General features: G+C 52.6%; 9 protein-coding genes. 2 read left to right on the plus strand and 7 right to left on the minus strand.

The features are described 5' to 3' along the window. Nucleotide 1 precedes the first annotated feature (1 nt). The 7 genes from NST69_RS15785 to NST69_RS15815 form a co-directional block, all read right to left on the minus strand. A complete protein-coding gene (locus NST69_RS15785) occupies nucleotides 2–892 on the minus strand; it encodes a sugar ABC transporter permease (RefSeq protein WP_036726672.1) in 891 nt (296 codons plus the stop codon). 220 nt (nucleotides 893–1,112) lie between these two features. Then, the gene (locus NST69_RS15790; protein WP_342550030.1) at nucleotides 1,113–2,489 is read right to left on the minus strand and encodes an extracellular solute-binding protein; all 1,377 of its coding nucleotides are present in this window, start codon (nucleotides 2,487–2,489) and stop codon (nucleotides 1,113–1,115) included. 490 nt (nucleotides 2,490–2,979) lie between these two features. Then, the gene (locus NST69_RS15795) at nucleotides 2,980–3,621 is read right to left on the minus strand and encodes a hypothetical protein (RefSeq protein ID WP_339314531.1); all 642 of its coding nucleotides are present in this window, start codon (nucleotides 3,619–3,621) and stop codon (nucleotides 2,980–2,982) included. Between the two features lie 255 nt (nucleotides 3,622–3,876). After that, nucleotides 3,877–4,203, minus strand: coding sequence for an antibiotic biosynthesis monooxygenase (locus tag NST69_RS15800; protein WP_342550031.1), 327 nt, complete (start codon nucleotides 4,201–4,203; stop codon nucleotides 3,877–3,879). A gap of 36 nt (nucleotides 4,204–4,239) precedes the next feature. Continuing rightward, nucleotides 4,240–6,444 carry a DEAD/DEAH box helicase gene (locus tag NST69_RS15805; protein WP_342550032.1) on the minus strand — a complete coding sequence of 735 codons (2,205 nt, stop codon included), beginning with the start codon at nucleotides 6,442–6,444 and terminating at the stop codon, nucleotides 4,240–4,242. After that, a complete protein-coding gene (locus tag NST69_RS15810; protein ID WP_340952540.1) occupies nucleotides 6,441–7,760 on the minus strand; it encodes an ATP-binding protein in 1,320 nt (439 codons plus the stop codon). Before NST69_RS15810 ends, NST69_RS15805 begins: the two co-directional genes overlap by 4 nt. A 10-nt stretch (nucleotides 7,761–7,770) precedes the next feature. Then, complete coding sequence (locus tag NST69_RS15815; RefSeq protein WP_342550033.1) at nucleotides 7,771–9,573, minus strand: TerB N-terminal domain-containing protein; 1,803 nt, start codon at nucleotides 9,571–9,573, stop codon at nucleotides 7,771–7,773. 437 nt (nucleotides 9,574–10,010) lie between these two features. Here NST69_RS15815 and NST69_RS15820 point away from each other — a divergent pair, with 437 nt between their 5' ends. Further along, the gene (locus tag NST69_RS15820) at nucleotides 10,011–10,328 is read left to right on the plus strand and encodes a transposase (RefSeq protein WP_036725045.1); all 318 of its coding nucleotides are present in this window, start codon (nucleotides 10,011–10,013) and stop codon (nucleotides 10,326–10,328) included. A gap of 11 nt (nucleotides 10,329–10,339) precedes the next feature. Next, nucleotides 10,340–11,203: an IS3 family transposase gene (locus NST69_RS15825; protein WP_342550034.1), complete on the plus strand. Its 864-nt coding sequence runs from the start codon at nucleotides 10,340–10,342 to the stop codon at nucleotides 11,201–11,203. Nucleotides 11,204–11,297 lie beyond the last annotated feature (94 nt).

An 11,297-nucleotide genomic window follows, 5' to 3' on the forward strand; every position in this document is an offset into this window, starting at 1 on the left:
CCTATTCGAATTTTCGCTCAAGCCGGTTGAAGATCATGTTGATGATGCCGGTAAAAATGAGACAGACCACCACGAGGAACGTCGCAATCGCGCTGCCGTAGCCATACTTGAAGGACAAGAAGGAGCTGTTATACATATGGGTGGAGATGACATCGGTTGCATGCGCCGGACCGCCGCCAGTCATGACCATGACCAGGTCGAAGGCTTGCAGGGACCCGATGAACGCCAGGATGATCGAGATTTTGAAAATCGGAATGATCAGCGGAAGCGTAATGTAACGATCCGCCTTGAAGCCGTCTGCCCCGTCAATTCTGGCCGCTTCGTACAGCTCGTCGGGAATGTTCTGCACTCCGGTATACTGAATCAGCAGATGGTAGCCGAAATACTGCCACAGGGACACCAGATACAGAGAATACATGGCGATATTAGGCTCGGTCAGCCAGTTATGCGTCCAGCTCTCCAGCCCCAGGGACACCAGCACACCGTTCAGCATCCCCCCCATCGAAGTAGGGTTATAGATGGTCTTCCAGAGTTGTCCAATAATAACGACTGATAAGATAACCGGCGTGAAGTAGATCGACACCAGCGTGTTGGCTCTGCGCAGATAGCGGTTCAGCAGGATCGCCATCCCCAGACAGAGCGGGATTTCCAGCATGGAAGCCACGGCGTACAGCAGCGTTCTCCGAACAGAGGGCCAGAACACCGGGTCATTCCAGAACATATTCTTGAAGTTGCCGAAGCCGACGAACTGAGAGGTCGTTAGACCGTCCCACTTCAATAAGCCCGTATATAATGAGACCAGTATGGGAACGAAAACCAGGCACACATAGAGCAATAGACATGGCAGTATGAAGGCAGCGATTGTGTATGCCGGAACCTTAAGGACTTTCATCTTTCCCGCCTCCTAATCAAGCAGATTCTTCTTTATCTACTCATTCATATCATTAATGATTAATGCTATTAACTTTAAAAAGTGCATGATAAACCCGATGCGAAGCAGCCTGAATCAGCTGGCTTCGCATCGAGCAGGACGGCTATACGATTGCAGGGAATGCGTTAGATGGCGTAAATTGAGTGAAGCTTAGATTATACGAAACGCTGAAGTCTTAGGCTTATTTATTGGCTTCAAATGCGGCCTGATGCTCTTTGGCTACCGCCTTGGAATCCATCTTTTGAACGAACAGGTTCTGAATGCTGCTGAGGTGGACTTGTGAAGTTGCTGGATTCATCGTGTTGTCGAAGGACAGATCGCCGCCTTTTACTTGGTTGAACAGACCGGCCACAGTGATAGCCAGCTCGGAGTAACCGGCAGCTTTCAGGTCACCGTCTACCTTTTGCCCGATACCTACAGCATTCTTCAGCTCGAACTGTTTTTTAGGATATTCAGAAGCGAAGAAGTTCAGGAAATCCTTCGTTTCCTTCAGATGCTCGCTGTTTGCAGACACGGCAAATGCGCTGCCCGGTGCAAGCATGAATTCGTTCGGATCACCTTTACCGTTAACAGTAGGAAATTGGAAGGCTCCCACTTTACCGGCTACGGAAGAAGCATCATTCGCGCCCGTCTCCCAAGTACCGATAACCCACATTGCTGCCTTACCGGATCTGAAAATATTCCCGCCGGCATTTGCATCGATGGAAGTTGCCCCGTCAGGGAATGCGCCTGCTGCTACCAGTTGCTGGAACGCGTCTACCGCTTCAACAAAGGCAGGATCTTCAAATGTTTTCTTACCATCCACTACGTCTTTCAGGAAGCCAGGACCGCCGTTTGTACGAAGCAGGATGTTCATGAACAGGAACGAGCCGGTCCACGAATCCTTTTCACCGATAGCCAGTGGAGTAATCCCTTTGTCTTTTAAGAGCTTAACGTCCTTCAGTAATTCTTCAAACGTGGTTGGAGGTGCTGCAATTCCGGCTTGGGCGAACAAGTCTTTGTTGTAGTAGACCACTTCGATATTGTTGCCGTCAGGAAGCGCATACACATTGTTATCGAAGCTGTAATAGTCGAGCAGACCCGCTTGGTACGTATCTTTCAGTCCATTCTGATCGAGCACATCATTCAGCGGGGCTAATAATCCTGCATCTACAAAGGGCTTCATTTGAGCGGCAGGGTTAACCATCGTAATATCAGGTATTTCTTTGGAGGCTGCTTGTGTTTTCAGCTTCACCTTCTGTTGATCCGTGTTCAGCGTATCCAGCTCAATCTTTACATTGGGATGCTCTTTCATGTACTGGTCAGTCAGCTCGTGAATCATTTTGTAAGACGGTGTTGCAGGGTCAGGGTAGATGTTCTGGAAGGTAATAGTTACCTTCTTATCGCTCGGAGCGTCTGTAGCAGCGGCATTGCCGCTGCCTGTGGCGGCGTTCGGTGCGGCGGTGTCCTTAGCCTTGGAATTGGCGTTGTTGTTCGAGTTCCCGCATGCGGCAAGGCTTACTGCCATTAGCGCGGCGAACGCGACGGTGGTGGTTTGCTTCATTTTTCTGTTGACCATTCATTAAAGCCCCCTCTGTCGTGATAAGCTAATTATCATCGCGTAGAGCGCTTCCGGGCAAGGTGGGAACTGCAGAAATGAGGTTTGTTTTTTCTAGGGTATGCTTGGGCGGGCTTATAAAAAGCACTAAAGAATTGAACTCTAAGCTTGGTCGTCACTACGGTGAACATTTGGACTTCCGGCCGCTGTTGTCACCAGATTTCTTGATTTTAACCGCTAATCGCGGTGGAAATCCGGTGACAAAGGCGGACGCTATCGCTCCTACAGTTCCAAATTTCCCCTCCGCTTCTTTTGCTTTTTGTTAATTTCTGAAGTGCATCTTCAGTACAAGCAGCCGATCACGATAGATCGGCTGCTTCCAGATTCAACTATTTTCTAAGCCCGGCTTCGCGTACATTTTATTCAGGATGACTGTCTGCACGATAATGAATATCCCGCCAACAAAGGCAAGGGTGACCGGCCACTCAATTTGCTATCTGGATGAGTTTCACTAACCCCGTGGGCTTAATAAATGTAATTCTTGAAGAACTTCCTTTACATCACAGCTTGAATTCAAGATATGGATCATCTCTTCCGTAATGGGGACATCATCGTAGATTTTTGCAACAACCTCTAAGGATAGGGGTAAATCAAAATAATCTGATGCAAATTCCTCAAAATCCTCTGGTGTATGGAATATACAGCCCAGTAAAAAATCAGAACCATCGCTTGCACCTTCTGGAATCTCAACGTTTCCCTTGTGCCAGTTCGTGTCACTGTTTTTACGCCAAATACAAAAAGTCACATCGTCTTTTTCAATTGCAGCATCATCAAGTAAAGATAATAGTTCCATTGGGACGTCATCATAAATCCCTTGCCATACTTTATGTTCATCCTGCGCATATGGGCTTAATCCGGATTCATGATCGAAGCCTTTTATGATGGAGCCTTCAGGGGAAAACAAAATAAACAGATGATCCCCTGATCCATTATCTATTTTCGCCATAGAAACACCCTCATTCCAATCTTGAACATAGCTATGGTAACGAAGCCATTCCTCCTGACAAAGAATAATATTCAGTGATGCTTGGATTTTCATTAGCTTTTGTAACATTGTTGGATCTGGTAAACGCTCTAACATATTTGCTTCCATGAATTCTCACCCTTTCTTCTTTCATTGCACAACTAGAGTAACCCTTCATCTGAGCTTACTTTTTCGAATAATTCTCTATAAAGAGTTCAATAGAGAAGCTCCGCTGGTTTATTTAAGCAAGCCAGAGATTCCGCGCTTGATTGTGGAATGAATCCCAGCTATATGGTGCAAAAGTTATAATTCCCGCCGTATAACAAGAAGCAGCCAGTCACTATAGGATCGGCTGCTTCTTGTTGTAGTCCCATACTCGCTTATTCAAGCCTTTTCAAATCCATAATCCCTTTCAACCTTGCAAACCCTTGTTTTATAAGCGAGATACCAATCAGATATCCCTTTGCGCTGGGCTACTAAATGTCGTTCGTTTTGTTTCCATTTGTGTATAGCTTCGAGAGAATCCCAATAAGATACAGTAATACCTACACCTTCTCTGGCACTTTCTACTCCGAGAAATCCAGGTTGGACGGATGCAAGGTTCTCCATTTCATCCGCCATTTCCACATATTTGGTATCCGCATCTGTTCGTTCCGATGTAAAAATCACTGCGTAATAAGGTGTTTGTGGTGTTTTAGCAATCTCGCTCATGATTTCACCTCCGTTATTTGGTTATCCCTATATCCATTATGCCGTAGGCTGCTCCCACTGTTTGATCACGCTGACCAGCCCCGGTACATCAAGACCGTCGAGCGAAAAGGCTTTGCGCAGCAGGTCATGCGGGATGAACTCATCGTATTTGCCGAGGTAAGGGGCTTCATCCGGCTTCAGGAGCGTGAGTGCATCCGTAGCGGCAGCGGTCTCAGCGATAATCTCATCCTCCAGCTTCTCTGCATCCACTTTACCGGCGACTACCATGTAATACGGTTCCATCGGCACGACCGAGCGCAAGCCAAGCGGCTCCTTCAGATTGTTCTTGAGCAGGCGCTCCAGCGTGCGGAACTGGCGGCTGCCAGCCCACGGAAGGATGAACATGGAGTCTCCCCCGGCTGGCAGAACGGAACGCGTCAGCAGTCCGCTCTCCTTCGCGAGCCTGCGGGCCCGTTCCAGTCTGGCGGCCGCGCTTGGTGCAAGGTATGGGTACAGGGCCGTAGATCCTAATACTTCGCGGATCTTCGTCATAATCCGGATATGGACATCTCCGCCTGCACCGAGCCATAAGGTGTCCACTTTGCCGCGTGAGCCTTTGACATAGACGGCCTTATGGCGGTTGTCCACCTCCTCGACCTTCCACAGCTTGCCTGCCAGTGTGAAGCAGTAGCCTGGAGGCGGCACGGTGGTAATGGACCCGATCTCCTCTGTCCCGTTATAGACGACATGCTCTTCATCGTCTTTGAATACCGCATAGAAGCGGAAGCTGTTAACGATCTTCTCGCCTGCCATCCCAATCAGCAGGCTTCCCTCATCCATCTTCTCGATATGGCCCATGCCCAGCATGTACTCCATGAAGTCATCATAATCAGCGGGATCGATGCTGCGGAAGGACGGCAGGCTCAGCACAGCCTCTTTCAGGTCCTCCGGCTCTGCTTCGCCCATGCTCTTCAGAATGCTCATCGTCTGATGATACAGGAGACCGACCGGCAGCTGGCGCACGGCCAGCGGCTCCACCCATTTCTCGCGTACATACAGCTCAATTACGGCTATGGCCCGCAGCAGCGTCCACGGCATGCGCGCCGGGAGCTGCGCCTCCTCGTCCTCCTCCTCGGGCGTGACGAAGATCATCTCGGAGGCGGCGTCCCCGCGCCTGCCCGAGCGGCCCAGCCGCTGCACGAAGCTCGCGCAGCTATAAGGCGCGCCGAGCTGGAGTACCCGCTCCAGCTCGCCCAGATCAATCCCCAGCTCCAGCGTCAGCGTCGCTGCAGCAACAGCCGGCCCCGTGCCCTCACGGAGCGTGGCCTCGGTCTCCTCGCGTAGCATCGCGGAGATGCTTCCATGATGCACATGGAAGACATCACGCTCGCCGCGCTTGGCGGCAATGCGCCGCATCTCCAGGATGGCCTCTTCGGCATCGGTGCGGCTGTTCGTGAAGATGAGCGCCTTCTTCACATGCGTGTGATCATAGATGAAGCCATAATAAGCCTGTCGCGCCCGCTCCAGGTGCTCGGCTTCCTCCTCATTCCGCGCATCCGGGAACGAGAAATGCTCCACGCTCAGCCGCAGCTTGCGCCCGCCCTGCGGCGCGCTGACCTCCACGCTCTCGCGCGTGCCCGCCGCCAGCCACTCCGTGACGGATGCATAGTCGCTTAAGGTCGCAGAGAGGCCAACCCGCCGCGGATGACAGCCCGCCATCCGCGAGATCCTCGCGAGTTGGCTCAGCACCTGAATGCCGCGGTCTGCGCCCATGAAGGCATGAACTTCATCGATGACGATGAAGCGCAGGTCATGGAACAGGGCCGGGATCGCATTCGGGCGGTTCATCAGCAGGCCCTCCAGCGATTCAGGAGTAATCTGCAGCACGCCGGAAGGGTTCTGCATCAGCTTGGTCTTGTCCGCCTGCGGCACATCGCCATGCCAGTGCCAGACCGGAATGTTCCCTTCACGCAGCAGGTCGTTCAGCCGCGTGAACTGGTCGTTGATCAGCGCCTTCAGCGGCGCGATATACAGAATGCCTACAGATGCAGACGGACGCTGGTGCAGCTCCGTTAGCGCCGGGAAGAAGGCCGCTTCGGTCTTGCCTGAGGCCGTCCCTGAAGCGATCAGCAGATGGTGCGGCGTGTCAAACAGCACACGGCAGGCATCGACCTGCGCCTCGCGCAGCGTATCCCAGCGGTTCTTGTAGATGAATTCCTTGATGAACGGGGCCAGCCGGTAGAACGGGTTATCGTTTTTCATAGGTCGAACTCCGCCAGGAAGCCGTCCAGCTCATTCTGTTCCGTCTCGGCAGGCCGCGAAGTCCGCTCTCCAACCAGCTTCTCGAATGAAAGCTCCGGATGCTGGTGCAGGGTATGCAGCAGATCCATGAAGTCGCGCACCACCTCGCGTGCAGTGAGCAGTTCATCAGCTCCCAGCCGGTTGACCGCCTCTTCCATGAAATGCACCAGCTGCTCCTGTGTCAGTCTTGCTTCATAACCGTAATGGAGCGCATGGATATCCCGCAGCTTCTGGAGCAGAATCAGAATTTCTTCGTGGGAGAGCATGTCCAGCGCGATAATCGGCCCTGTGTAATTGTTCAGTCCGCTGCCTGCATACCGTCCGGCTACCAGCCGGGAGCGCAGGGCCTCATAGCTGAACAGTCCGCGCCGGTGGTCTTCCACGAACTGCGGCGTTCCCCCAACGAAGATGCCCAGCCGCTCGGCTTTGCCTTGCATCGTATCATTGAACATGGTCAGCAGCTTCTCGTAATTGCTCTGCCGCGAGATGCTGTTGGTAATCTTGTAGAGGTTCACCCCTTCATCGATAAACAGCAGCAAGCCCTTATAGCCGATGGCTCCGGTGAATTCCGCCCACAGCTTCATGTAGTCATACCAGTTGTCATCGTCGATGATGACACCAACGCCGAGCGCCTTCCGCGCTTCCGTACGGGTCGGGAACTCTCCACGCAGCCAGCGCAGGGAATCCTGCTTCAGCCCGTCATCGGCCAGCTTGTGCCCGTTCCAGTAAGAGGCCAGCACCTTAGCGAAGTCGAAGCCATGCACCAGCCCGCGCATCTCGGAAGCAACCGAATAGATGCGCTGCTCAACCTCATCTCCCAGTTCCGGCGCGTCAGGGCCGTAGCCTTTCTCCTGCATCACCGCCTGCTGCAGCGTCATGATCCACTTCTGCAGCATAATCTCCAGCGCCCCTCCATCCGGGCGGGTCCGGGTCGAGAGATGGCTCATCAGCTCGCGGTAGGTGGCGAGCCCCTGTCCCTTCGTGCCAACCAGCCGCCGCTCCGGTGACAGGTCAGCATCGGCAACCACGAAGTCGCGGTCCATCGCATAGTTGCGGATGATCTGGAGCAGGAAGCTTTTTCCGCTGCCGAATTTGCCTGTAATCAGCTTGAAGGCAGCTCCGCCATCGGCGATATTCTCCATATCGCGGAGAATCGCCTCCACCTCCGGCCGGCGGCCGACGGCGATATGTTCAAGACCGATACGCGGTACAACTCCCGCTGTCAGCGAATTGACGAGCGCGGTGGTCATCCGCTTCGGTATTTTGAGTGGGTTCATTTTACGAATTTCACCTCTTTATATAGTCCAGCATGGATAGACATTCTTCGGTCAGCTCTTCCCCGTCAATAATGAGGTCTCCCAGACTGTCCATTGCCAGCTCATTAATCTCATCGTATAGCAGCTCTGCCATCGTTCCTGCTCCTGCAGCCAGCCGCTGCACCTTCGCAGGACCGTCCTCTTCTGCCAGCGCCAGCACGGCCTCCCGTTGCAGCAGAGTCAGCTCCGAAGCGAACAATGTCCAGCGGTCCGCTTCCCTATCTGAGGCTGGCGGCTGGGAAACGGTAAGCTTCTGTCCGGCAGACGGGGAATCACCCGGGAGCTCTTCCCGCGTGCCTCCTAACCGCCCACCACTGGTCATCCGGGCCACCTGCTCTTCAGCTTTTGCAGAGTTATCCTCATTTGCCGATACAGCTGATGCAACTCTTGCATTCGCATTCGCAACACTTTCCTCGCCCGCTGATTCAGCGCTTCCATGTGTTTCCGCATCACTTATCACATCTGCTGATCCGGCTCTCCCAGCCGCAGCCGCATCACTTCCAATACCAGCCAATTCGGCTCCTCCATGTGCTCCTTCAGACTCAATTATCCATTCCGCGTCATCCTCTTGACCCGGCTCCCCGGTGTCTTCCACCGTAAGCAAGGAACGCACCACCTCGGAGTCGCTTGCCAACTGCTCCAGCTTCTGCTGGTCAATGACCACTGCCGGTCCCTTCTCTTCCTGCTCCGCCTTGCGGAATTCACGCTCCAGGAACCGGGTGACGAGATCATCCATATCGGCATCAACCCGGACATCCTTCAGTCTTCCCCGGTATCCCATCAGCGCCCGCAGCTTATTCTCGGTCAGCCGGAACAGCCGAGTAATCAGACTGCGCAGCGGCGGGGACTTGCTGACCCGGATAACAGGTACAAGAACAGAATAGCCATACAGGGAGATATCGTATACCGCGCTGCGGAACAAATAACGCTCACGGACGACAGGCGGGGCGGGCGGGAACATCGTGATTAGATTCGAGCCATGCTTCCGCGCGACATAAGCATCAATTAGGGCTACAACCTGGGGAATATAACGATCCGCAGCGATTTTACCCTCGCCGGTATAGAATTTGGACTTGCTGATATCATAGTCCGACATCACACTCAGTACCTCGATCCTAAGCTGCTCCGGGGCAGCCGACAGGCAGCGGACCAATTCAAGCTCAGCCAGATCCCCGGCCAGCCCGCGCGAACGGGCCACAATCTCCGAGAGGGGGATATCCAGCTTATGGACAAAAGAGAAATCCGCAATCCACCCGCCAAGGTACTGATCCAGACGTTTGTAACTATCACGGTAGGCCTCCCACAGCAGACTGAGCTGACGGCAGCCCTCCTGAGGCTCGTCCCAGCCCACACCGTTAATCAGCTCATAGATATGCAGGAAGATGTATGAGAGATCGGTCTTCGGGTATCTCCCCTGCCGGACTTCATCCCGCCAGAAAAAAAACCATCTGCTCTGCGCGCCGGTCATATGCCCGTAGGTGGGCCAATAGCTTTTGAACGGGACGAACAGCGCCGCAGGCTCCTTGTGCTCTACAAGCTCACGTGCACGCTGGACGAACTCGCTCTCTGTAGTGGTTACCGGCTCCACACTCTCTTCCATATCCCAAAGCTGGAGCTGGACTGTATCGTAACCGGACGTTGTCTTCTTAACCGGCTCTGACTTAGGCTTCCGGCTGCCTTCATCTACAGTACCGCGCGGCGGAATCGCCACATTCTGCTCCGTACTCTCCCAGACCAGCTCCGAGAAATGCAGCCCCTGCCTGTCTTTAGCCATGCTTCATCGCCCCACCCGTATGTCTTGGTAATTCTCACATTATATCATATACCCTATGCAGCGGATGCAGCCGCTCCAGTCATGTGCAGGTACGGTTAATGCAGCTACTCTCACTGCTACTTCCTGCTTCTTTCTCGCTACTATTCATTGCAGCTCACTGTTATTTACTGAAACTTACTGTAATTTACTACAACTAACTGTTACTTACAGCTACTCGCTACTATTCACTGCAACTAACTGTTACTTACAGCTACTCGCTACTATTCACTGCAACTCACTGTTACTTACTGCAACTCACATCTACTTACCGCTATCCCTACCACTTCCTGCTACTATTACTCCCCTAGTTATCTCTGCCGGACTGAGTGGGATTAGAATTGAAAGTAGACGACAGTTAACGGACGGAGGGATAATAAGGGCAACGGAGGTGCATCCCTATGGGAGAAAAACGACAACGGTATAACGAAGAATATAAGAAGCAAACGGTAAAGTTCATTCAAGAGCAGACGAAGAGCATAGGGGACATCGCGCAAGAGCTGGACATTCCGAAAAGTACGCTGCACCAGTGGATGGGGCAATACCGGGAGCTAAAGAATGAACCGGTAGCCAGTATGGATCGGGTACGGGAACTCGAAGCCGAGCTCCAAGAGATGCGCCGTCAGCTCCAAGAGAAAGACAGTCGACTTGCCGATACAGAGGAAGAATTAGCAATCGTAAAAAAAGCAGTGCACATCTTCAGCAAACCAAGGAACTAAGATTCCAGTTCATGAAGGACCATCGCTCCGCGTTTCGCTTGGAGAAGATGTGCAGTACCCTACAGGTATCCAGGAGCGGATATTACAAGTGGCTGAACGCCAAAGTCAGTGTGCAAGCCCTCCGCAAGGCTGCCGTTATGGAGCGAATCCGGTACCATTTTGACGACCATCAAAAACGGTATGGAAGTCCGAAGATCACCCGCCTGCTGCATCAGGAAGGCTATACGGTCACGGAACGCACAGTGAGTGTGTACATGCGAGAAATGAAGCTCCGCTCTATTGTATCTAAGCCATACCGTGTGCAGACGACCGATTCCAAGCATAATAATCCCATTGCACCAAACACACTGAACCAAGAGTTTAAGGTGCTTAAGCCCAACACCGTATGGGTCACCGACATCACGTATATCCCTTGTCGTGGAGGTCGCTTATACCTAGCTAGCGTCATGGATTTATGCACGCGAGAAATTGTAGGGTGGCGGCTGTATAACCATATGGAGACGAGCCTGGTCTTAGACGCGCTGCAGGCGGCGTACACGGCGAAGCGACCCGGCGAGGGCCTACTGCACCACTCTGACCGAGGGTCTCAATATACCTCAAAAGAATATGTCGACCAACTAAAGACATACCACATGAAATCCAGCATGAGCCGTAAAGGAAACTGTTACGATAACGCCTGCATTGAGTCTTGGCACAGTATTTTAAAGAAAGAGCTCATCTACTGTAATCCGCGCTTCAAAAACCCGGAACAGGCATATGATGCTATTTTCCAATACATTGAGTTCTATTACAATCGCAAGCGAATGCACAGTTCACTGGGGTATCTTTCCCCCGCCCGCTTTGCTAAGCAATTCACTGGAAAATCCGTTGCGTAACAGTCTACTTTCTTGACAGAAGTCCAGAATCCCTTATTTGAACGATAATGTCTCATTTCAGGGCCGAATAACCCTAATAAGCGCTTCTCAGTCC

Source organism: Paenibacillus sp. FSL P2-0089, assembly GCF_038595095.1.
GTDB lineage: Bacteria > Bacillota > Bacilli > Paenibacillales > Paenibacillaceae > Paenibacillus_AQ > Paenibacillus_AQ silagei.

Bases quoted from the DNA above. Each gene is read 5' to 3' on its own strand.
- NST69_RS15805 (WP_342550032.1), bottom strand. From the start codon at position 6,444: ATGAAAAACGATAACCCGTTCTACCGGCTGGCCCCGTTCATCAAGGAA.
- NST69_RS15815 (WP_342550033.1), bottom strand. From the start codon at position 9,573: ATGGCTAAAGACAGGCAGGGGCTGCATTTCTCGGAGCTGGTCTGGGAG.
- NST69_RS15795 (WP_339314531.1), bottom strand. From the start codon at position 3,621: ATGGAAGCAAATATGTTAGAGCGTTTACCAGATCCAACAATGTTACAA.
- NST69_RS15810 (WP_340952540.1), bottom strand. From the start codon at position 7,760: ATGAACCCACTCAAAATACCGAAGCGGATGACCACCGCGCTCGTCAAT.
- NST69_RS15825 (WP_342550034.1), top strand. From the start codon at position 10,340: ATGAAGGACCATCGCTCCGCGTTTCGCTTGGAGAAGATGTGCAGTACC.
- NST69_RS15785 (WP_036726672.1), bottom strand. From the start codon at position 892: ATGAAAGTCCTTAAGGTTCCGGCATACACAATCGCTGCCTTCATACTG.
- NST69_RS15800 (WP_342550031.1), bottom strand. From the start codon at position 4,203: ATGAGCGAGATTGCTAAAACACCACAAACACCTTATTACGCAGTGATT.
- NST69_RS15820 (WP_036725045.1), top strand. From the start codon at position 10,011: ATGGGAGAAAAACGACAACGGTATAACGAAGAATATAAGAAGCAAACG.
- NST69_RS15790 (WP_342550030.1), bottom strand. From the start codon at position 2,489: ATGGTCAACAGAAAAATGAAGCAAACCACCACCGTCGCGTTCGCCGCG.